Source organism: Streptomyces sp. NPDC101110, assembly GCF_044759525.1.
Taxonomy (GTDB): Bacteria; Actinomycetota; Actinomycetes; order Streptomycetales; family Streptomycetaceae; genus Streptomyces.
The window spans coordinates 1-20,696 of the sequence record NZ_JBIVZM010000024.1; the positions used below are offsets into that span (position 1 = coordinate 1).

The window sequence follows — 20,696 nt, forward strand, 5'->3', positions numbered from 1 at the left end:
CTGGACTGGTACAACTACCACCGACCCCACACCGGAATCAGCGGCCACACCCCAGCCAGCCGCGTCACCAACCTGTCCGGTCAGCACACCTAGGGCCTGTCTGACAAATGATTACCCCGTGGACTCGCGGAGCCAGAGGAGCAAGGAAGCCAGGACTACTCCGGCACGGTAGCGGTCGCCGCGCTTGTCGAACCGGGTCGCGATCGCGCGGAACTGCTTGAGGCGGGCGAAGCATCGTTCGACGACGTTGCGGTCGCGGTAGGTGACCTTGTCGAAGGTCGGCGGCCGGCCGCCGAGGGCTCCGCGTCGGTGGCGGTTCGCCGCCTGGTCGCGGCGCTCGGGGATCGTGGCAGCGATGCCCCGGCGCCTCAGCAGATGGCGGATGGCCCTGCTGGAATACGCCTTGTCACCCAGCACACGGTCCGGTGTCGTGCGCGGGCGGCCCGTGCCGAGGCGCGGGGTGCGGATGCCGTCGAGGACCTGGCCGAACGCCGTCGCGTCGTTGACGTTGCCGGGCGTGAGCACAATCGACAGGGGCAGGCCCCGGCCATCGACGGCGAGATGGACTTTGGTGGTCAGTCCGCCTCGGGAGCGGCCGAGGGCCTGGCGCGCCTGCGAGCGGCCCGGATCTTCCAGTTCGTCCCCGTTCACATCCCCCTTTTGCGGGCGCCGACTGCGTGCTGGTGGGCTCGGTTGATGGTGGAGTCGACGGAGACGGTCCATTCCACCCGGCCCACCGCGTCATCGCGGACCTGAACGTGCTCCAGCAACCGTGCCCAGGTGCCGTCCGCCTCCCAGCGGGCGAACCGCTCGTAGACGGTCTGCCACGGCCCGAACCGGTCGGGAAGATCCCGCCACGGAGCCCCGGTCCGCAGCCGCCACAGCACCCCGTTGACCACCTGCCGGTGATCACGCCACGGACGGCCCCGTCCGTCCACCTGAGGCAAAAGGGGCTCTATCCGCCTCCATGCCGCATCCGTCAACTCACCTCGACCTGCCACAAGATCAATTATCAGACCGGCTATAGAGTCCTGCCCGTGCCGAATCATCAGGACGAGACCAGGACGGCCTACGACGGTGTCGTCGAGCTGTACGCATCGCTGTTCGCAAACCGGCTGGAAACACAGCCTTTCTCCCGGGCCATGATCGGCACCTTCGCCGAACTGGTGCGCGCGACGGGCAACCTGCGGACAGCGGACGTCGGGTGCGGGCCCGGACATCTGACAGCCATGCTGCACGAACTCGGCCTGGACGCCTTCGGACTAGACCTTGCCCCCGGCATGGTCGACCACGCCCGGCAGGCCCATCCGGCGCTGCGCTTCCAAGAGGCGCGGATGGAATCCCTGCCGATCGAGGACGCCGCGCTCGGCGGCGTGCTGGCCCACTACTCAATGATTCACACCCCTCCGGGGGAACTACCGGAGCTGCTCGCCGAACAGGTACGCGTCCTGGCACCGAACGGTCTGCTCCTGGTCTCCTTCTTCGGGACCGACGGACAAGTACCGGTCCGGTTCGACCACAAGGTGGCGCCCGCCTACAGCTGGCCGGTGGATCGCCTCGCCGAACTGCTGGGCGATGCTGGGCTCGATCCCTTCGCCCGGCTGCTCCACGATCCATCCTCTGATCGGGCTTCCTCGACACCCATCTACTGGCCCGCCGTTCGTAGCCACTGCCCAGTCCCCCCAGCCGATCGGCGCACCTCCGGATTGCCAGCTCAGCCGAATCTCGCTGATCAGACCGGAATTGTCAGACACCCCTTAGTCACTTGACGCAAGCACCCGCAATAGGTTGCATACGTTCTGTGATCGTGCACCCTGCTCCACCCTCCTGTTCACCTACGTCTCTCGAGACACCACCGCGGGCAGGGGGCGTCGCGCCGTGGATCCGGTGATCATCGTCGGAGCGGGGCCCGTCGGGCTCACGCTCGCCCTGGCGCTGGCGCGTCAGGAGGTGCCCTGCGTCGTCCTCGACGAGGGCCCGGGCAAGGACGAACCTCGCGCGGCGCGCACCGTCGTCCTGCGCGAGGACACCGCCGCCCTGATGGAACGACTGACCGGTGTGCCCCTCGACCGAGCCGGTGCGCACTGGGCCGGATGGCGGTCCATGCGGCGCAAGCAGGTGATGCGCGAGGTCGTTTTCGACGGCACCGAGCCCGCCCCCCTGCACATCGCGCAGCACGTGCTGACCGGCGCCCTGCGCACGGCCCTCGCGGACGAACGGCTCGTCAAGGTCGCGGTGGACAGCCGCCTCGACGGCCTCGAACAGGAACCCTCGGGCGTGACGGCCCACACCCGCGGCCCCGGGGGCACATGGTGGCGCGGCAGTTACCTGGTCGGCTGCGACGGCCCCCGCTCGACCGTCCGCAAGATCCAGGACATCCGCTTCCCGGGCCGTACGGCGGTGGAACGTCACGCCGTCGCCGCACTCCGTACGGAACTGCCCTGGCACGACGAGGCGTTGCTGCACCGCCTGCCGCCCTGGCGCACGTCCGGCCCCTCGGCCGGCGAGGTCACCGCGCGCCCGCTGCCGGACGGCGTCTGGCGTCTGGACTGGCTCCTGCCGGCCGGCAAGGACCTGGTCACCCCCGAGCTGCTGCTCACCCGCATCCGGGAGACCCTGTCCGGCTGGGCGGGCGGCACGACCCCGCCGTACGAGTTGCTGGACACCGGTGTCCACACCGTCCACCACCGGCTGGCCCGTCGCTGGCGCGCCGACCGGGTGTTCCTCGCGGGGGACGCGGCTCATCTGCTCGGCGCTCTGGGCACGCACGGGCTGGACGAGGGCCTGCGGGACGCCGACAACCTCGCCTGGAAACTGGCCCTGGCCTGGCACCACGGGCCGCACGAGGCTCTCCTCGACAGCTACCAGACGGAACGCCGGGCGGTCGTCGCCGCCCGGCTCCGCGCCGCTGACCAGGCACTGCCGGTGCTGCGCGGCAGTGGAGGGTTGCGCGCCGTCGTGCCCGGCTCCTCCCGGGGGCACGACGCGCTCCTCACCGAGGGCCATTTGGGGCAGGGCCAGCTCGGCGCGCCGGGGGCGTATGCCGACTCGCCGCTCGCGCCCTCGCGGCTCGAGGGGGAGGTCCCGGTCGACACACCGCCCGGAGCACCGGTCACCGACGTACGGGTCACCGCGGAGGACGGCACGTTCGTACGGTTGCGTGACCGGCTCGGCCGCGGTGCGCTGCTCGTGGTGCTGATCGCACCGGGAACGGGTGTCTGGGAGCGCAGGCACTGGGTCGGCGCGGGCATCATGCCGCAGCTGGCGGCGGCGGTCGCTGCGCTGCCGCATCCCGCCGAGCTGCTCGTCGCGGAGAGCTATCCGGGCGCGGCCGCCCACACGGTGCTGCTGGTGCGTCCCGACGGTCACCTCGTCACCGCGCTCGGCGGAGTGCGCCCGGCCGATCTGTACGCGGCAGCGGAGGCGACGGTGGGCGGTCCGGTGAAGGCGCAGGCGGAGGCAGGTGCTTCAGCGGGATCACGCTGATGCCCGCAGGAGTGATGTGCTCACTGTCACGCTGCGTCCGCATGGTGACAGTGAGTTGACCCGTCCGGGCGGTCGTGGTGTACTCCGCTGCGTGACCGACACCTGTGTGCGCCTGTGGCGGAGGGTCCATATGGACCTTCTCCGCTATGCGGGCTGCGTGTGTCGCCCGTCCTGCTGATTTCGCGTTCCTCTTTCCTGTGCGTGCGCCGCGCTCTGTCCGCCGGTTGCCGCGCCTCACTCGCGAACCCTCTTCAGGGCCCTCAGGACCTTCAGGACGGCACCCGTGTCTGTATCGCCTTCATCCCCTTCTGCGCTCCCTTCTGTCTCCGCCGGTCAGGCTCCCACGCAGGCCGACCTCTACGACTTCGTCCGGCGCACCGCCGCCGACACCGAGCTGATCGACTCCCTGCCGCTCGATCCGGAAGGCCGCACATGGGTGCGGCTGGACGGACCCGGCGGCAGCGAGGCCTGGCTGATCGGCTGGCCGCCCGGCACGGGCACCGGCTGGCACGACCATGCCGACTCGGTCGGCGCCTTCCTGACCGCCTCGGGTGAGCTCAGGGAGAACTCGCTCGCCGTCCGGCTGCCCGCGGACGGCTGGAAGACCCTGGAGCTCACCGAGGACGTGGACCGGGAGCGCCGGCTGCGGGCCGGCCAGGGCCGCGCTTTCGGCCGGCACCACGTCCACGAGGTGCTCAACGAGTCTCCCGACCGGCACGCGATCTCCGTCCACGCCTACTACCCGCCCCTGCCGCAGATCCGCCGCTACAGCCGCAGCGGCCCGGTCCTGCGACTCGAGCAGGTCGAGCGGCCGGAGGACTGGCAGTGAGCGCCGCACCCGGGCCGACGGGTCATGGCAGCCAGCCACCGCTCGGCATCGACGAGTTGCTGGAACGCGTCCGGGCGTCCTACGAGCGGATCGCACCGCAGGAGGCGTACGACGCCGCCCGGGCCGGCGACGCGCTCCTGGTCGACATCCGCTACGCCGCCCTGCGCGACCGGGACGGCCTCATCCCCGACGCCGTGGTCGTCGAGCGCAACGAACTGGAATGGCGTCTGGACCCCCAGGGCAGCCACCGTCTCCCCCAGGCCATCAGTCACGATCTGCGTATCGTCGTCATCTGCAACGAGGGCTACGCCTCCAGCCTGGCGGCCCGGTCCTTGCACCACCTGGGCCTGCACCGCGCCACGGACCTGGTCGGAGGGTTCCAGGCCTGGCGGAGGGCCGGGTTGCCGGTGGTGTGAGAGCGAGGGCTGCTACGGGAGGTAGCGGCGGAATCCCTCGGCGAGAGCTTGGAAACCGCATGCCTTGTAGAAGGTGTGGACATACTCGTCGTCCGCTGCGAGGAGCTGAACCTTGTAGCAGCGCTCCGACTCACCCAGCCGCACAGCGGTCTCCATCAACTGACGGCCGACACCTCGCCGCTGGAAGGAGCCGGACACCACGACGTTCTCCACGAACAGGATCGCCCTGCCTCCGCGCGTGAGGTTCGGCAGGACGATGCAGTCCGCCGTTCCGACCAGGGTGCCGGCGGCTTCAGCCACCAGGATCGTGCGTCCCTGCTGTCTTGATATGGCTGCCCAGATGGCATCTGCGGAAGACTGGGGCAATGGTGCGTCGTCCGGGTTCAACTCGCTGTACAGAGCGAGCAACGCCGACACGTCCGCTTCATCCGCCGGCCGCACATTGATCTTCATGAGGGTGAGCCTAGGAGGCGCACCGGCGGTCAGTCGCAGCCATGGATGCCGGGCCGCTGAGCTTGGGGCCAGGCAGCGAACCTGTCAGCGCCGTGGGCCTCAGGGCACAGATAACCCCTCAGATCACGCACATCCCTCAGATCACCAGGACACTCCTCAGAACCCCTCGTCCCCGAGAAATTCCGTGTCCTCCCCCTCCTCCTCCAAGGCCTGGCGGACCACGCGCAGGGCCATGCCCTCGGAGTAGCCCTTTCGGGCGAGCATGCCCGCGAGGCGGCGGAGGCGTTTGTCACGGTCGAGTCCGCGCGTGGAGCGGAGCTTGCGGGCGACGAGCTCGCGCGCGGTCTCCTCTTCCTGCTCGGAGTCGAGCTGGGAGACGGCCTCGTCGATCAGCGCGGAGTCGACGCCCTTGGTGCGCAGCTCCCGGGCGAGCGCACGCCGCGCGAGGCCCCTGCCGTGGTGGCGGGACTCCACCCAGGCGTCCGCGAAGGCACCGTCGTTGATGAGGCCGACCTCTTCGAACCGTGAGAGCACCTCCTCGGAGGCGTCGTCGGGGATCTGCCGCTTGCGCAGGGCGTCGGCGAGTTGCTTTCGGGTCCGTGGGGTCCCGGTGAGCAGGCGCAGGCAGATCGCCCGAGCCCGCTCGACCGGGTCCCCCGGAGGCGCCTCCTGCTCGGCCCTCGACGAGGAGAGGGCACCTCCGTCCTCGGTGCCGGCCGCCACCTCACCGAAGGCTCGCCGACGACGGCCGCGCCTGCCGCCCGGCCCGCCGTCACGCGAGCCGCTGTCGCGCGGTCCGCCTCCGGGTTGGCCGCTCCCGTGCGGTCCGGTGTCGCCCCCGTCTCCGTACAGCCGGTCGCCCTCGTGGGGGGCGTGCCCCGGGTCGTCCGCCTTGTCCACGGCTGAGCCCGTGTCGCCTTCGGTGCCCCTCCCCCGTGGGGCACCGGAGGCGGCGTACTCGTACTCCGCCCAGTCGGTTCGCCGTGTCACAGGTCAGCTCTTGGCTGCGGCGGCCTTGGACTTGGCGGTCTTGGCCGGTGCCGGGACGGCGGGCGTCGCGTCGGCCGGCGCGGAGGCCGCGGCGTCCGCACCCGGCTCGGAGGCCGGCTCCTCGGGGCGTACGCCGACGCCCAGCTTCTCCTTGATCTTCTTCTCGATCTCGTTGGCCAGGTCGGGGTTGTCCTTCAGGAAGTTGCGCGCGTTCTCCTTGCCCTGGCCGAGCTGATCGCCCTCGTACGTGTACCAGGCGCCGGCCTTGCGGACGAAGCCGTGCTCCACGCCCATGTCGATCAGACCGCCCTCGCGGCTGATGCCCTGGCCGTAGAGGATGTCGAACTCGGCCTGCTTGAAGGGCGGCGCGACCTTGTTCTTGACGACCTTGCAGCGGGTGCGGTTACCGACCGCCTCCGTGCCGTCCTTCAGGGTCTCGATGCGGCGGATGTCGATGCGCACCGAGGCGTAGAACTTCAGCGCCCGGCCACCGGTCGTGGTCTCCGGCGAGCCGAACATCACGCCGATCTTCTCGCGGAGCTGGTTGATGAAGATCGCGGTGGTCTTCGACTGGTTGAGCGCGCTGGTGATCTTCCGCAGGGCCTGGCTCATCAGACGCGCCTGCAGACCGACGTGACTGTCGCCCATCTCGCCCTCGATCTCCGCACGCGGGACGAGCGCGGCGACGGAGTCGATGACGATGAGGTCGAGGGCGCCGGAGCGGACCAGCATGTCCACGATCTCCAGGGCCTGCTCGCCGTTGTCCGGCTGGGAGAGGATGAGGTTGTCGATGTCGACGCCGAGCTTCTTCGCGTACTCGGGGTCGAGTGCGTGCTCCGCGTCGACGAAGGCGACCTGGCCTCCGGCCTTCTGTGCGTTCGCCACCGCGTGCAGGGTCAGGGTGGTCTTACCGGAGGACTCCGGTCCGTAGATCTCGACGACACGGCCGCGGGGCAGGCCGCCCACGCCGAGGGCCACGTCCAGGGCGGTGGATCCGGTCGAGATGACCTCGATGGGCTCCTTGGTCCGGTCGCCCATGCGCATGACCGCGCCCTTGCCGAATTGCCGTTCAATCTGTGCGAGCGCGGCATCCAGGGCCTTCTCGCGGTCGGTTCCTGCCATGGGTTCCACCCGATTTGCTTGAGTCGATCGCTTCACGTCAAAGACGCTAACGCCTGCCACTGACAACGCGCCCCGACGCACGTCCGGCCTGTGGATAACTCGGGCATTTCTCTACCCAAAGTACGTCGAAATGCCCTTCGTTGAGCCTCGCCGGTGCCTCCATGAGAATGGATGTTCGATTTTGGTGTCAAGCCACACCACGCGACACATCCGCACCGGGGCGGGCCAGCCGTTCGGCCACCGGCGACGAGACCGGATCGCCCGCCCGAGACCGGATCGCCCGCCCGAGACCGGATCACCGGCACGAGATCGGATCGCAGGCGATGAGATCGGTTCGCAGGCGATGGCGGTTCCGGTCAGGAGGAGTTCTGCCCGGGCCCCCGGTTCTCATGCCGCTCGGCCTCGCGGCGCCGCTCCCACAGTCCCTTCGCCCGCGCGAGCAGGCCCGGTCCCTCGCCTCGTCGCCGGTGACCGTGCACCCGGGGGTCGTCCGTGACGTCGTAGCGCTTCACGTACGCCCCGAGGAAGGCCTGGAGCGTGGCGATGGCGGGGATGGCGATCAGCGCGCCGACCGCGCCGAGGAGGGCGGTACCGGCGATGACCGAACCGAAGGCGACGGCAGGGTGGATGTCGACTGTCTTGGAGGTCAGCTTGGGTTGCAGCACGTAGTTCTCGAACTGCTGGTAGATCACGACGAAGATCAGTACCCACAGCGCGTACCAGGGGTCGACCGTGAAGGCGATCAGCATCGGCAGGGCGCCCGCCAGGTAGGTGCCGATGGTGGGGATGAACTGCGACACCAGCCCCACCCACACGGCGAGCACGGGCGCGTAGGGCACCTCCAGGGCCTGGAGCAGGACGAAGTGCGCCACTCCGGAGATCAACGCCATCAGGCCGCGGGAGTAGATGTAGCCGCCGGTCTTGTTCACCGCGATCTCCCATGCGCGCAGCGCCTCCGCCTGGCGGGCGGGCGGCAGGACCGAGCAGATCGCACGGCGCAGTCGCGGGCCGTCCGCGGCGAAGTAGAACGAGAACAGGGCGATGGTGAGCAGCTGGAACAGGCCGCCGATGACCTGGGCGGACACGGCCAGGACGCCTGTGGCGCTGTTCTGCACGTAGTTGCGCAGCCAGTCGGAGCGGAGCAGGCCCTCCTGGATGTCGACGCGCTTCAGGTCGGTCTTGAAGTGCGTGTTGATCCAGTTGATGACGGAGTCGAGGTACTCGGGGAAGCCCTCGATCAGCTTGATGATCTGGTCCGCGAGTACGGAACCGAGCAGGATGACGAAGCCCGCCGACACGATCATCACGCCGATGAAGACGATGAACGTGGCGAGGCCCCTGCGCATGCCGCGGGAGGCCATCCAGCTCACCGCGGGCTCTATGGCGAGCGCCAGGAAGAACGCGATGAGGATGTTGACCAGCAGACCGGTCAGCTGGTGGAAGGCCCAGCTACCCAGCTGGAACACCGCGACGAGGGCCAGTGCGAGCACCATGGCGCGGGGCAGCCAGCGCGGCATACGCCCGTTCGCCCCGGCCCCGCCCAGCGGGGGCCGGGCAGGCGGCCTCGGGCCGGAAGCGGAGGACTGCTGGGCTGCCTGCCCGGTCTCGTCAGTGGGTGCCACGGTCCAAGTCTCGCCCACGCCACCGACAGCCGTCTGCCCGGCTGCGATCTTCATGACCGGTCAGCGACGTCCACGACCGGCAGCCCGGTCCGGTCCGCTGGTCGGCAAGGCCAACGGGCCCCACCGCCGGGCTTGCGCCCACCCCTGCGACGCCTCCGACGCCCGCCGACAGCGGTCAGCGCCCACCCGCAAACCGTCAGCGCCTCTCCTGAGGCACGTCCATCACCGAGCAGACCACGTGCCAGACCTCCTTGGCGTCCCAGCCGGCGGCAAGCGCCTCGTGCACCGTGCGTCCGCCGAGTTCGGACATCACGTGATCGCGCGCGAAGGTTTCGGCGTAACCAGGACCGAAGTGCTCCGCCATCCGCTGCCAGAAGACCGTCAACCGCATGACTCCAGTATCCCGCCCCTGGGGGTGGGCCTTGGCCGGGACCGCCTGCCGGTGCCGCTTCGCGCCCTACGGTCTGACCCATGGCCGAAACAGGAGCTACCGATCTCCCCCCGACGCCCACGCCGCACAGCCCCCTCACGCGCGCGGAGCGTTTCGTCTGGCTCACCGCGCGCGTGCTCGAGCAGCGCCTCTTCGCCCACCAGTTCCGGGGTGCCGCCGCCGATCCCGTGGAGACCGCGCTGGACGCCTACCGCAATGAGGACGGCGGGTACGGTCACGCGCTGGAACCCGATCTGCGCGGTCCGGTCAGCCAGCCGCTGCACACCGCGCACGCGCTGGCCGTGCTCGACGCCGTCGGACGCTGCGCCGGGCAGCGGGTGGAGCGGATGTGCCGCTACCTGACGTCCGTCTCCACCGCGGACGGCGCCCTCCCGGCGATCCACCCCAGCCAGCGCGACTACCCCACAGCCCCCTTCGTGACAGTCGTGGACGACCCGCCCAGCGCCCTGTTGGCCACCGGGCCGGTGGTGGGTCTGCTGCACCGCAACGAGGTGTGGCACGCCTGGCTGTTCAGGGCCACGGACTTCTGCTGGCAGGCGGTCGAGTCCCTGGAGATGTCGCATCCGTACGAGGTCGAAGCCGCCGTGGCCTTCCTGGACTCCGCCCCGGACCGCCCGCGCGCGGAGGCGGCCGCCGACCGGCTCGGCCGCCTGGTCCGGGCACACCGCCTGGCGGCCCTGGACCCCGACGATCCGGACGCCTACCCGGTCTCTCCCGGCTACGCCCCGGGTGAGCACCACTTCCCGTACGACTTCGCGCGGACACCGCGCTCGCTCGCGCGCGCGTGGTTCACGGACGACGAGATGACTCGGTCCCTGGACCACCTCGCGGCGCAGCAGCAGGAGGACGGTGGCTGGCCCGTCCGGTGGCGCCGCTGGGCCCCCGCCCCCGCTCTGGAGGCACGCCCGCTCGTGACGATCGAGGCGCTGCGCGTGCTCAGCGCGTACGGCAGGGCCGTCGACTGATCATCCCGCTCCCACGGCCCGCGTCGCCGCGGTCACCAGGACGGCCGCGGCGACGACGAGGAGGAACGGGGCGCGCAGGAGCAACGCCACGGCAGCAGCGGCGAGGCCGGCGGCCCGCGCGTCCAGCACCAGCGTGTGCCCGTCGGCGAAGGTCTGCTGGGCGGTGAGGGCCGCCAGCAACGCGACGGGCAGCAGGGCGGCGAGACGCTTGACGAGGGGCCGTTCCAAGGTCTCCGCGGGCACGAGGAGGCCGACGAGCTTGACGGCGTAGCACCCGAGGAAGGTCACCCCGATCGCGATCCAGACGTTCACCGCGCGTCCCCCTGCCCCTTGCGTCGGCCGTCCGCCCATAGCACGACCGGCGCCGCCAGCGCTGCCAGCAGCACCGGCACACCGGCGGGCAGCACCGGCAGCAGTCCGAGCCCCAGCAGCACGGCGAGCCCGGCGACGGCCCGCTCGGTGCCGGACTTCAGCATGGGCGCGAGCAGCGCAAGGAACACCGCCGGCCCGGCGGCGTCCAGGCCCCACGCGTCGGTGTCCCCGATGGCCTCCGCGCCCAGGGCGCCGAGCAGCGTGGTGAGGTTCCACAGGAGGTAGAGGGTCAGCCCGGTCACGACGAACCCGAGCCGTGCCGCGCGCCGGGTGGGCTGGGCGAGCGCGACGGCCGTCGTCTCGTCGATCACCCACTGGGCGGCGAACGGCCGCACCGCGCGCGGGAGGGCCAGCAACTGCGACAGACGCAGGCCGTAGAAGGCGTTGCGCACGCCCAGGAAGAAGGCACCGGCGGCCGCAGTGAAGGGGCTGCCCCCGGCTGCGAGGGCCCCCACGAGGGCGAACTGGGACGCCCCGGTGAACACCAGAAGACTGAGCGCGCACGTCTGGAGCAGGCTGAGTCCGCCACCGGCCGACGTCACTCCGAAGGCGAAGCCGGACAGCCCGACGGCCACCCCGACCCCGAGGGCGTCGCGCACGACCGCCCGGTCCGTCTTCCCACCGATGTCTGCGTCTTCGAGAACTGTCCGATCTGCCACGCCCCGCACGTTAAGGGCAGCGGCTACCGGAGGTCTTGTACGTTCTTGCGCTCCCTCTGGTACGCCCCCGGAGGTACGCCGATCATCCGGCTGAAGTGGCGGTTGAGGTGCGGCTGGTCGGTGAACCCGACGGCGACGGCCGCGTCGGAGGGCGTCGTACCCGCGTCCAGCAGCCTCCTGGCCCGCCGTACCCGCGCGTCCGTGAGCCAGGCGTGCGGTGGCATCCCGTAGGTGTCCCGGAAGGCCCGGAGCAGGGCGAAGGGGCTGGTCCCCAGGCCGGCGGCCAGCCGCTCCAGGGTCGGCGGGCGTGCCATCCGCTCCTCCAGCACGTCACGCGCGCGTGCCGCGACGCGGGCGCCCGCCGTGCGGACCTCCCGTGGCGGCATGGGCCCGCCGTTCAACCGCAGCAGCCGGGTCACGGCGGTCCGCAGGAGGGTGTCCGCTGCCAGGGCGTTGCCCTCGTCGGCGGCCCGCAGCACCTGGTGCACCAGCCGCGCGGCATGGGGGTCGTCGACCACCGGACTGACGAACCCCGGTGTTCCGCGCAGCCCGGTCGTCTCGGCCGCGATCTCGGCCACCACGTGGGCCGGCGGGTAGAGGGCGCCGTACCGCCATCCTTCGGGAACCCCGGCCCGCCCGGTGTGCGGCGTGTCGGGATTCACCAGTGCGAGAGCCCCGGCTCCGGCGTACTGGTCGCCTCCGGGGTGGTGGAACACCTCGACCCCGTCGGCGATGGCGGCGATCACGAAGTTCTCGTGCGTGTGCCGCACGAACGTCTTGCGCACGTAGCGGGCCCGCAGCAGATCGACCCCGGGCAGCTCGTCGTACTGCCAGTGCCGTGCGCGCTCGTTCATATGACCATTGTCCGCGTCCGCAGGAGCGGACGACCCAACGCACCCCGACAGCTCGAAGCCCGAAGTCCGACAGCCCGGATACCCGTCGCACTCGGGAAACCCTGCCCACCCCGGGAAGCCTGCCGAGGGCCTCCCCCGGGGTGAGACCGCAGGCCGTGGGGCCGGTGAGGCCCCGTTGTCAGTGCCGAGGTGCACGATGGACGCATGCCCAGCAATGCGCACCGGCCCCTGGACGGTTTCTCCCCCGCGACCCGCGCCTGGTTCACGGGTGCCTTCTCCGCGCCCACCACGGCCCAGGCCGGTGCGTGGCAGGCCATCCACGAGGGTTCGGACGTGCTGGTCGTCGCCCCCACCGGCTCGGGAAAGACCCTGGCTGCCTTCCTGGCCGCCCTGGACCAGCTGGCCGCCACGCCTCCCCCCGCCGACCCGAAGAAACGCTGCCGCGTCCTGTACGTCTCCCCGTTGAAGGCCCTGGCGGTGGACGTGGAGCGCAACCTGCGCAGCCCCCTGACCGGGATCCGCCAGGAGTCCGTGCGCCTCGGCCTGCCCGAGCCCGAGGTCAAGGTGGGCATCCGCTCGGGCGACACCCCCGCCGCCGAGCGCCGCGCCCTGTCGACCCGCCCGCCGGACATCCTGATCACGACGCCGGAATCGCTGTTCCTGATGCTGACGTCCGCCACGCGTGACGCACTGGCGGGCGTGGAGACGGTGATCCTCGACGAGGTGCACGCGGTCGCCGGCACCAAGCGCGGTGCCCACCTCGCGCTCTCGCTGGAGCGGCTGGACGGCCTCCTGCCGAAGCCCGCCCGCCGCATCGGCCTGTCCGCGACGGTCCGCCCGGTGGACGAGGTGGCCCGTTTCCTGTCGCCCCGCCGCAAGGTGGAGATCGTCCAGCCGAAGTCGGGCAAGGAGTTCGACCTGTCCGTGGTCGTCCCTGTGGAGGATCTGGGCGAGCTGGGCGGTTCTCCGGTCGCCGACGGTCAGGAGGGCGCCGAGCGTCCGTCCATCTGGCCGCACGTGGAGGAGCGGATCGCAGACCTCGTCCAGTCGCACCGCTCCACGATCGTCTTCGCGAACTCCCGCCGCCTGGCGGAGCGCCTCTGCAACCGCCTGAACGAGATCGCCTACGAGCGGGCCACGGGCGAGCCCCTCGACGAGCATCACTCCCCCGCCGAGCTCATGGGCGGCTCGGGGGCGGCCCAGGGTGCACCCCAGGTCATCGCCCGCGCTCACCACGGCTCGGTGTCCAAGGAACAGCGCGCTCTGGTCGAGGAGGACCTCAAGGCGGGCCGCCTGCCCGCTGTCGTGGCCACGTCCAGTCTGGAACTGGGTATCGACATGGGCGCGGTCGACCTGGTCGTGCAGGTGGAGTCGCCGCCCTCCGTCGCCTCAGGGCTGCAACGGGTCGGCCGGGCCGGGCACCAGGTGGGCGCGGTCTCCACCGGCGTGGTGTTCCCGAAGTACCGGGGCGACCTGGTGCAGGCGGCGGTGGTCACCGAGCGCATGCGCACCGGGTCCATCGAGTCCCTCAAGGTCCCGGCCAACCCGCTGGACGTCCTGGCCCAGCAGGTGGTCGCCATGACGGCCCTGGACACCTGGCAGTTCGACGACCTCCTCGCCGCCGTCCGCCGGGCCGCTCCCTTCGCCTCGCTTCCCGAGTCGGCCTTCACTGCGGTCCTCGACATGCTGGCGGGCCGCTACCCGTCCGACGCGTTCGCGGAGCTGCGCCCGCGCGTGGTGTGGGACCGGGTCACCGGCGAGGTCACCGGCCGCCCGGGCGCGCAGCGCCTGGCCGTCACCTCGGGCGGCACGATCCCCGACCGCGGTCTGTTCGGCGTCTTCCTCGCGGGCGCCGATCCCAAGAAGGGCGGCGGCCGGGTCGGCGAGCTCGACGAGGAGATGGTCTACGAGTCCCGCGTCGGCGACGTGTTCACCCTCGGGACCAGCTCCTGGCGCATCGAGGACATCACCCGCGACCGTGTCCTGGTCTCCCCCGCCCCGGGGGTGCCGGGCCGGCTGCCCTTCTGGAAGGGCGACCAGCTGGGCCGTCCGCTGGAGCTGGGCCGGGCGGTGGGCGCGTTCCTGCGCGAGGTCGGCTCGCTGCCCGAGGACGACGCCCGCCTGCGTCTCCTCGCCGCGGGGCTGGACGCGTGGGCGGCGGACAACGTGCTGTCGTACCTGCGTGAGCAGCGCGAGGCCTGCGGTCACGTCCCGGACGACCGGACGATCGTCGTGGAGCGCTTCCGCGACGAGCTCGGCGACTGGCGCGTGGTCGTGCACTCCCCCTTCGGCGCCCAGGTGCACGCCCCCTGGGCGCTGGCGCTGGGCGCCAAGCTGTCCGAGCGGTACGGCATGGACGCGCAGGTCATGCACGCCGACGACGGCATCGTGCTGCGGCTGCCGGACGCCGACCTGATGGGCCTGGACCTGCTGGACCAGGAGCCGGTGACGATGGGCCGGGAGTACGACGCCGAGCAGGCCCCCGTGGGCGCCGCCGACGTCGTCTTCGACAAGGGGGAGGTCGACCAGGTCGTCACCGACCAGGTGGGCAGCTCGGCACTGTTCGCCTCCCGTTTCCGCGAGTGCGCCGCCCGTGCGCTGCTGCTGCCGCGCCGCAACCCGGGCAAACGCACCCCGCTGTGGCAGCAGCGGCAGCGCGCCTCGCAGCTGTTGCAGGTGGCGAGCGAGTTCGGCTCCTTCCCGATCGTTCTGGAGGCGGTCCGCGAGTGCCTCCAGGACGTCTTCGACGTGCCCGGTCTCGTCGAGCTGATGGGCGACCTGGAGTCCCGCAAGGTGCGCCTCGTCGAGGTCACCACCGCGGAACCGTCGCCCTTCGCGCGCTCCCTGCTCTTCGGCTACGTCGCCCAGTTCCTGTACGAGGGTGACTCCCCGCTGGCCGAGCGCCGCGCCGCCGCCCTGTCCCTGGACTCGCGGCTGCTGGCCGAGCTGCTGGGCCAGGCGGAGCTGCGCGAACTGCTCGACGCGGAGGTGCTGACCGAGCTGGAGCGGGAGCTCCAGTGGCTCACGGAGGACCGCCGCGTCAAGGACGCCGAGGGGGTCGCGGACCTCCTGCGTCTGCTCGGCCCGCTCAGGGACGCGGAGCTCGCCGAGCGGGGCGCCGAGCCGCAATGGGCGCAGGAACTCGCCGGTGCCCGCCGCGCCATCCGGGTGCGTGTCGCGGGAGCGGACCACTGGGCGGCGATCGAGGACGCGGGCCGCCTGCGCGACGCGCTGGGCACGGCTCTGCCGGTCGGCGTCCCGGAAGCCTTCACCGAACCCGTCAAGGATCCGCTCGGCGACCTCCTCGCGCGCTACGCCCGCACCCACGGCCCGTTCACCTCGGCGACGGCCGCCGCGCGCTTCGGACTGGGCGTCGCCGTCACCGAGGGCGCCCTCCAGCGGCTCGCGGCGGCCGGCCGGGTCGTCCAGGGCGAGTTCCACCCGGCCGGGATCGGCCAGGAGTGGTGTGACGCGGCCGTGCTGCGCCGGCTGCGCCGCCGCTCCCTGGCCGCCCTGCGGCACGAGCTGGAACCGGTGCCGCCGGCCGCGCTCGCCCAGTTCCTCCCCCAGTGGCAGCACATCGGAAAGGGCCACTCTCTGCGCGGCGTCGACGGGCTGGTCCGGGCCATCGAGCAACTCCAGGGCGCGTCCGTGCCGGCCTCCGCCCTGGAGAAGCTGGTCCTGCCCTCCCGGGTCGCGAACTACACCCCGGCCATGCTGGACGAACTGACCGCCGCCGGAGAGGTGGTCTGGGCCGGGGCGGGCTCCCTCCCCGGCAAGGACGGCTGGGTCTCCCTCTACCTGGCGGACGCGGCCCCCCTGCTCCTGCCGCCCCCGCACCCCCTGGAGCTGACCGCGCTGCACCAGTCCGTCCTGGACACCCTCTCCGGCGGCTACGGCCTGTTCTTCCGCCAGATCGCCGACCAGGTCCGTGCCACCACCCATCCCGAGGCGGGGGATCCGCAGCTGGCCGACGCTCTCTGGGACCTGGCCTGGTCCGGCCGTCTGACGAACGACACGCTCACCCCGATGCGCTCCCTGCTCGGCTCGGGCCGCACCGCCGGCTCCACGGCCCACCGCGCCAAGCGCTCCGTCCCGCGCGGCCGCTACGGCTCCTTGACGGCCGCGGCCCGTTCCTCGTCCCGCTCCGGCCCACCGACGGTCGCCGGCCGCTGGTCGCTGCTCCCGGCCCATGAGCCCGACCCCACCGTCCGGGCCCACGCGCTCGCCCGTACCCTCCTCGACCGGCACGGCGTGGTCACCAGGGGTGCGGTCTCGGCGGAGGGTGTGGAGGGCGGCTTCTCGGCGACGTACCGCGTCCTGTCCGTCTTCGAGGAGAGCGGCCAGGCCCGCCGCGGCTATGTGGTGGAGGGCCTTGGTGCCGCGCAGTTCGCGATGGACGGCGCGGTGGACCGCCTGCGGGCGGTGTCCAACGCCCGCGACCGCGGCGAGGACCTGACCGGTCCGCCTCCCGGCCCCGCACCCGACCCGTTCTCCGCCCATGACTTCGCCGCCCATGACTTCGCCGGCGCGGACGACGACTTCGCCCCCTCTCACGGGCACATCGACGAGCCCGGCCCCGACGGTTTTCCCGGTCTGGACCCCTCCGACGAGCCCCCAAGGCCGTCCCCGGGTGAGTGGGTGTCGCCCCGTGACTCCCCCCCACAGCCCGCCCCGGCCTGGCAGAACGGGGGCCGCGCAGCGTACGACCGGGGGTTCCCGGGCCGTCGTACCCGCCCCGACGGAGCCTCCCGGGCCGTCGTGCTCGCGGCCGCCGACCCGGCGAACGCGTACGGCGCAGCGCTGACCTGGCCCGAGCCTCCGACCGGCGCGGGGCACAAACCGGGCCGCAAAGCGGGCTCCCTGGTGGTCCTGGTCGACGGCGAACTGACGCTCTACATGGAGCGCGGCGGCAAGACCCTGCTGGCTTGGCCCACCGACCCGGACGGCGATCCCGCCGACGACTCCCGGCTGCACAGCGCCGCGGAAGCCCTGGCCGCGGCAGCCCGCGCGGGTTCACTCGGCACGGTGACGGTGGAACGCGTCAACGGCGCCCAGGCGCTGACCTCCCCCATCGGCAGCCTCCTGGAAGGAGCGGGCTTCATCGCGACGCCCCGAGGGCTGCGCCTGCGCGCGTGACGGCCGGCCGCCCACAGCCGTACCGGCCCTGGCGTGCGGCCTTCGTGTCACCCTTGACCCATGCCCGAAGGTGACACGGTCTGGCAGGCCGCGAAACGGCTGGACGACGCCCTCGCGGGACAAGTCCTGACCCGCAGCGACCTGAGGGTGCCCCGCTTCGCCACCGCCGATCTCACGGGCCGCGTCGTCCTCGACGTCACCGCGCGCGGCAAACACCTCCTCACTCGCATCGAGGGCGGCCTCACCCTCCACTCGCACCTGCGGATGGACGGCTCCTGGAAGGTGTACGGGAACGGCCAGCGCTGGAGCGGCGGCCCCGGCCATCAGATCCGCGCGATCCTCGGCAACACCGACCGCACAGCCGTCGGCTACCGCCTCCCCGTGCTGGAACTTCTGCGCACGGCCGACGAGCAGCATGCGGTCGGCCATCTCGGCCCCGACCTCCTGGGCCCGGACTGGGACCCCGACCGGGCCCTCGCCCACGTCCTGAAGGACCCCGCCCGGGCACTCGGCGAGGCCCTGCTCGACCAGCGCAACCTCGCCGGCATCGGCAATGTCTACAAGAGCGAGCTCTGCTTCCTGCTCGGCGTCACCCCCTGGCTCCCGGCCGGCGACCTGCCCCCGGACCGTGCAGCGAAGCTGCCCGCCCTCGCCAAGAGGCTGCTGGAGGCCAACCGCGACCGTCCGATCCGCAGCACGACGGGCCGCCGCGGCCAGGACCTCTTCGTCTACGGCCGCGCACCGCGCCCCTGCCTCCGCTGCCGTACCTCGATCCGCGTCGCCGACCAGGGCGACGGCTCCCGTGAACGCCCCACCTACTGGTGCCCCACCTGCCAGCCGGGTCCCGCCCCGACCCCGACCCGGCGCGGCCACAACAATTGACGGCCCGTCAGAAATGCTCGTACGGTCCCCTGTATGCCCGTCACGGCGTACGACCTCACCGGCCGCACGGTCTTCGTCACCGGCGCGGCGAGCGGCATCGGCCGCGCTTGCGCTCTCCTGTTCGCCGAGGCGGGGGCGACGGTGCACTGCGCCGACCGTGACACCGAGGGCCTGCACGGGACGGCGGCCCTGATCGGGGACAGCGGCGGCACCGCCCACACCCACACGCTCGACGTCACCGACCGGCACCGCCTGAAACAGGCCCTCACCTCCTGCGAGCGCCTGGACGCCCTGGCCGCCGTCGCCGGGATCATGCACAGCAGCCCCGTACTGGAGACGCGGGACGAGGACCTCGACCGGGTACTGAACGTCAATTTCAAGGGCGTCCTGTACGCCTGCCAGGAAGCGGCCCGCCTGATGATCGCCCGGGGCACCCGCGGCAGCATCGTCACCATGGCCTCGGGCGCCGTCGACACGGGCGGCCCCGGGCTGCTCTGCTACGGGGCGGCCAAGGCGGCGGTGGTCCAGCTGACGAAGACCCTGGCCACGGAGCTGGGCCGGCACGGCATCCGCGTCAACGCCGTCGCCCCGGGCTGGATCCGTACCCCCATGACCGACCGCAACGACAGCACCTCCCAGGCGCACACGGAGTCCGTGATGGCTCGCATGTCACCGCTGGGCCGTGTGGGCGAACCCCAGGACATCGCCCATGCGGTCCTCCACCTGGCCTCCGACGCCTCGGCCTTCACCACGGGCCAGATTTTCCGCCCGAACGGGGGCGTGGCCATGCCGTGGTGACGGGAGCATGGCCCCCACTGCCCCGCGACCCCGAATCACCGCTCTACGTCTCCCCCGACTTCGCCCTCGCCGCCCCTGTCGCGCCGGCACCCCCGGCCCGCCAGATCCGCCGCAGCCGCCCGGCCCCCACCACTCCCCGCGCCTGGCGCTTGGGCACGCAATGCACGGGCAGCACGCTCAGCCCCCACCCGCCGGCCGCGACCGCCGCCTCCAGAACCCCCGCTCCGGGGGCGGCCACCAGCCGGAGCACGGCCCACCACCACAGCATCCCCAGGCCGAGCGCGACCCCGCGAGCCCCCCAGCTCCGACCTCCCCAGCCCGCTATCCCCGCCACGGCCGCCACCTCCGGCCCGAGGCTATGCCGCCGCCCCCGCATGCCGACAGGGCGCACCACAGGCACACGGCTGCACCGCGGATCCCACGCGGGTCACGCGGGTGCGACCCACCCGCGCCACACGGCCTTCCCGCACCACACGGCCTTCCCGCGCCGCACAGCCGTCCGGGCCGGGCGGTGACACCTCTCCCACCCGGCCCAGCGGCCGCTTCCGCTGGGGTCACCCGTTCTCGGCCTGGAACATCCAGTGATGCTTCTCCAGGTCCGCCGTGATCCCGATGAAGATGTCCTGGCTCACCGGATCCGGCTCCCCTGTCGTCTCGACCCGCTCCCGCATCCGCACGATCACCGCTCCCAGCGCGTCGACCAGCGTGCCCACGGCGGTCGTGTCGTCGACCCACCCTTCCGGGGTCACCCCGATCCCGCTGCCGACCGCCACCGTCGCGGCACGCCCGTCGGGCGAGATACCGAGGGCGGCGGCGCGTTCGGCCACGGTGTCGGAGTACTTCCGCGCGGTGTCGACTACCTCGTCGAGCTGGAGATGCACGGAACGGAAGCGCGGCCCCACCACGTTCCAGTGGATCTGCTTCGCCACGAGGGCGAGATCAACGAGATCGACCAGGGCACCCTGCAGCGCCTCGGACACGGTCTTCAGGTTCGCGTCCGACAACGGGCTCTTCACGACGTACATCCGCACCTCCGAGGACTGCCCCCGCCATCCCCTCAACGATGACCGCCGCACGCCACACCGGCAAACGCACACGAACCGGACACCGTGCCCGTGGGGCGATGTCCACCGGGGCCGGGCAAGCGAAAACCCCGGGCGACGCCCCTCCGGATCTCCCGGAGAGGCCCGGCCGGGGCCTCACCACTTCTCAGCGCCTGGTCGGGCGCCACTCGCTCATGCCGCGTACGCGTGAAGCCTCACGCGGCGACGACGTCCACCGCTTCGGCGGGCGCCTTGATGGTCACCCGTTCCGGTGGCACACCGGCCACCGAGACGGAGCCCAGCATCGAGCGAACCGGCGTGGGTACAGGCTCGCTGGGTGTGGCCGCAGCAGACTGGGCCAGCTCGGCGAGGGCGAGCTCGTCGCTCACTTCCCGCATGAGCTCGGACATCCGTACGTCCAGCGCGTCGCAGATGGCGGAGAGCAGCTCGGAGGAAGCCTCCTTCTGCCCCCGCTCCACCTCGGAGAGATAGCCGAGTGAGACTCGGGCGGACGAGGAGACTTCGCGCAGAGTACGGCCCTGGCGCTGGCGCTGCCGACGCAGCACGTCACCCAGCAGGCGACGGAGCAGAATCATCGGTGGCTCCCTCCTCGGA

The 20,696-nt window shown here is 71.9% G+C and carries 19 protein-coding genes and 2 pseudogenes; 9 read left to right on the forward strand and 12 right to left on the reverse strand.

The window, feature by feature from the left end:
* Positions 1–89 precede the first annotated feature (89 nt).
* Positions 90–1,001, reverse strand: a pseudogene (locus tag ACIQU3_RS36135) (IS5 family transposase).
* Between the two features lie 36 nt (positions 1,002–1,037).
* Here ACIQU3_RS36135 and ACIQU3_RS36140 point away from each other — a divergent pair.
* The 5 genes and pseudogenes from ACIQU3_RS36140 to ACIQU3_RS36160 all read left to right on the forward strand — a co-directional run bounded on the left by ACIQU3_RS36140 (position 1,038) and on the right by ACIQU3_RS36160 (position 4,731).
* Positions 1,038–1,666: pseudogene (locus ACIQU3_RS36140) on the forward strand (class I SAM-dependent methyltransferase).
* Positions 1,667–1,878: 212 nt separating this feature from the next.
* The gene (locus ACIQU3_RS36145; RefSeq protein WP_403738764.1) at positions 1,879–3,486 is read left to right on the forward strand and encodes an FAD-dependent monooxygenase; all 1,608 of its coding nucleotides are present in this window, start codon (positions 1,879–1,881) and stop codon (positions 3,484–3,486) included.
* 106 nt (positions 3,487–3,592) lie between these two features.
* Positions 3,593–3,664 carry a putative leader peptide gene (locus ACIQU3_RS36150; protein ID WP_310851512.1) on the forward strand — a complete coding sequence of 24 codons (72 nt, stop codon included), beginning with the start codon at positions 3,593–3,595 and terminating at the stop codon, positions 3,662–3,664.
* A 105-nt stretch (positions 3,665–3,769) separates the two neighbouring features.
* Positions 3,770–4,315, forward strand: a complete 546-nt coding sequence (locus ACIQU3_RS36155) for a cysteine dioxygenase (RefSeq protein ID WP_403929911.1) — start codon at positions 3,770–3,772, stop codon at positions 4,313–4,315.
* Positions 4,312–4,731: a rhodanese-like domain-containing protein gene (locus ACIQU3_RS36160; protein ID WP_403738755.1), complete on the forward strand. Its 420-nt coding sequence runs from the start codon at positions 4,312–4,314 to the stop codon at positions 4,729–4,731. Before ACIQU3_RS36155 ends, ACIQU3_RS36160 begins: the two co-directional genes overlap by 4 nt.
* A gap of 12 nt (positions 4,732–4,743) precedes the next feature.
* Here ACIQU3_RS36160 and ACIQU3_RS36165 read toward each other — a convergent pair whose 3' ends face one another.
* From ACIQU3_RS36165 to ACIQU3_RS36185, 5 genes are all read right to left on the reverse strand, one after another.
* Positions 4,744–5,184 (reverse strand): GNAT family N-acetyltransferase, encoded by a 441-nt coding sequence (locus ACIQU3_RS36165; RefSeq protein ID WP_403929914.1) that lies wholly within the window; start codon positions 5,182–5,184, stop codon positions 4,744–4,746.
* A gap of 156 nt (positions 5,185–5,340) precedes the next feature.
* Positions 5,341–6,174 (reverse strand): recombination regulator RecX, encoded by an 834-nt coding sequence (gene recX / locus ACIQU3_RS36170; RefSeq protein WP_403929917.1) that lies wholly within the window; start codon positions 6,172–6,174, stop codon positions 5,341–5,343.
* Between the two features lie 3 nt (positions 6,175–6,177).
* A complete protein-coding gene (gene recA / locus ACIQU3_RS36175; RefSeq protein WP_403738746.1) occupies positions 6,178–7,296 on the reverse strand; it encodes a recombinase RecA in 1,119 nt (372 codons plus the stop codon).
* Positions 7,297–7,652: 356 nt separating this feature from the next.
* Complete coding sequence (locus ACIQU3_RS36180; RefSeq protein ID WP_403738743.1) at positions 7,653–8,918, reverse strand: AI-2E family transporter; 1,266 nt, start codon at positions 8,916–8,918, stop codon at positions 7,653–7,655.
* 196 nt (positions 8,919–9,114) lie between these two features.
* A complete protein-coding gene (locus tag ACIQU3_RS36185; RefSeq protein ID WP_403738739.1) occupies positions 9,115–9,309 on the reverse strand; it encodes a DUF3046 domain-containing protein in 195 nt (64 codons plus the stop codon).
* 80 nt (positions 9,310–9,389) lie between these two features.
* Here ACIQU3_RS36185 and ACIQU3_RS36190 point away from each other — a divergent pair, with 80 nt between their 5' ends.
* On the forward strand, positions 9,390–10,334 hold the full coding sequence (locus tag ACIQU3_RS36190; RefSeq protein ID WP_403738735.1) for a hypothetical protein: 945 nt from the start codon (positions 9,390–9,392) through the stop codon (positions 10,332–10,334).
* On the opposite strand, the gene ACIQU3_RS36195 is transcribed toward ACIQU3_RS36190, so the two are convergent.
* The 3 genes from ACIQU3_RS36195 to ACIQU3_RS36205 are packed head-to-tail and all read right to left on the reverse strand — an operon-like array spanning position 10,335 to position 12,219.
* Positions 10,335–10,646, reverse strand: coding sequence for an AzlD domain-containing protein (locus ACIQU3_RS36195; RefSeq protein WP_403929919.1), 312 nt, complete (start codon positions 10,644–10,646; stop codon positions 10,335–10,337). It abuts the gene before it with no gap.
* Positions 10,643–11,365 carry an AzlC family ABC transporter permease gene (locus ACIQU3_RS36200; protein ID WP_403738732.1) on the reverse strand — a complete coding sequence of 241 codons (723 nt, stop codon included), beginning with the start codon at positions 11,363–11,365 and terminating at the stop codon, positions 10,643–10,645. Before ACIQU3_RS36200 ends, ACIQU3_RS36195 begins: the two co-directional genes overlap by 4 nt.
* 23 nt (positions 11,366–11,388) lie before the next feature.
* A complete protein-coding gene (locus tag ACIQU3_RS36205; RefSeq protein ID WP_403738729.1) occupies positions 11,389–12,219 on the reverse strand; it encodes an AraC family transcriptional regulator in 831 nt (276 codons plus the stop codon).
* A gap of 204 nt (positions 12,220–12,423) precedes the next feature.
* On the opposite strand from ACIQU3_RS36205, the gene ACIQU3_RS36210 reads away from it, so the two are divergent.
* The 3 genes from ACIQU3_RS36210 to ACIQU3_RS36220 are packed head-to-tail and all read left to right on the forward strand — an operon-like array spanning position 12,424 to position 19,038.
* On the forward strand, positions 12,424–17,358 hold the full coding sequence (locus ACIQU3_RS36210; protein ID WP_403929922.1) for an ATP-dependent helicase: 4,935 nt from the start codon (positions 12,424–12,426) through the stop codon (positions 17,356–17,358).
* A gap of 60 nt (positions 17,359–17,418) precedes the next feature.
* Complete coding sequence (locus ACIQU3_RS36215; protein ID WP_403929925.1) at positions 17,419–18,240, forward strand: Fpg/Nei family DNA glycosylase; 822 nt, start codon at positions 17,419–17,421, stop codon at positions 18,238–18,240.
* 33 nt (positions 18,241–18,273) lie between these two features.
* Positions 18,274–19,038: an SDR family NAD(P)-dependent oxidoreductase gene (locus tag ACIQU3_RS36220; RefSeq protein ID WP_403929928.1), complete on the forward strand. Its 765-nt coding sequence runs from the start codon at positions 18,274–18,276 to the stop codon at positions 19,036–19,038.
* A 43-nt stretch (positions 19,039–19,081) separates the two neighbouring features.
* Here ACIQU3_RS36220 and ACIQU3_RS36225 read toward each other — a convergent pair whose 3' ends face one another.
* The 3 genes from ACIQU3_RS36225 to ACIQU3_RS36235 all read right to left on the reverse strand — a co-directional run bounded on the left by ACIQU3_RS36225 (position 19,082) and on the right by ACIQU3_RS36235 (position 20,677).
* Positions 19,082–19,306 (reverse strand): hypothetical protein, encoded by a 225-nt coding sequence (locus ACIQU3_RS36225; RefSeq protein ID WP_403929934.1) that lies wholly within the window; start codon positions 19,304–19,306, stop codon positions 19,082–19,084.
* 286 nt (positions 19,307–19,592) lie between these two features.
* Positions 19,593–20,063, reverse strand: coding sequence for a Dps family protein (locus ACIQU3_RS36230; protein ID WP_403738713.1), 471 nt, complete (start codon positions 20,061–20,063; stop codon positions 19,593–19,595).
* 233 nt (positions 20,064–20,296) lie between these two features.
* Positions 20,297–20,677 carry a helix-turn-helix domain-containing protein gene (locus ACIQU3_RS36235; RefSeq protein ID WP_031134902.1) on the reverse strand — a complete coding sequence of 127 codons (381 nt, stop codon included), beginning with the start codon at positions 20,675–20,677 and terminating at the stop codon, positions 20,297–20,299.
* Positions 20,678–20,696 lie beyond the last annotated feature (19 nt).

Coding starts and splice junctions, on each gene's coding strand:
- ACIQU3_RS36165 (WP_403929914.1), bottom strand. CDS start 5,184: ATGAAGATCAATGTGCGGCCGGCGGATGAAGCGGACGTGTCGGCGTTG.
- recA (WP_403738746.1), bottom strand. CDS start 7,296: ATGGCAGGAACCGACCGCGAGAAGGCCCTGGATGCCGCGCTCGCACAG.
- ACIQU3_RS36185 (WP_403738739.1), bottom strand. CDS start 9,309: ATGCGGTTGACGGTCTTCTGGCAGCGGATGGCGGAGCACTTCGGTCCT.
- ACIQU3_RS36190 (WP_403738735.1), top strand. CDS start 9,390: ATGGCCGAAACAGGAGCTACCGATCTCCCCCCGACGCCCACGCCGCAC.
- ACIQU3_RS36205 (WP_403738729.1), bottom strand. CDS start 12,219: ATGAACGAGCGCGCACGGCACTGGCAGTACGACGAGCTGCCCGGGGTC.
- ACIQU3_RS36210 (WP_403929922.1), top strand. CDS start 12,424: ATGCCCAGCAATGCGCACCGGCCCCTGGACGGTTTCTCCCCCGCGACC.
- ACIQU3_RS36215 (WP_403929925.1), top strand. CDS start 17,419: ATGCCCGAAGGTGACACGGTCTGGCAGGCCGCGAAACGGCTGGACGAC.
- ACIQU3_RS36220 (WP_403929928.1), top strand. CDS start 18,274: ATGCCCGTCACGGCGTACGACCTCACCGGCCGCACGGTCTTCGTCACC.
- ACIQU3_RS36225 (WP_403929934.1), bottom strand. CDS start 19,306: ATGCTGTGGTGGTGGGCCGTGCTCCGGCTGGTGGCCGCCCCCGGAGCG.
- ACIQU3_RS36230 (WP_403738713.1), bottom strand. CDS start 20,063: ATGTACGTCGTGAAGAGCCCGTTGTCGGACGCGAACCTGAAGACCGTG.
- ACIQU3_RS36235 (WP_031134902.1), bottom strand. CDS start 20,677: ATGATTCTGCTCCGTCGCCTGCTGGGTGACGTGCTGCGTCGGCAGCGC.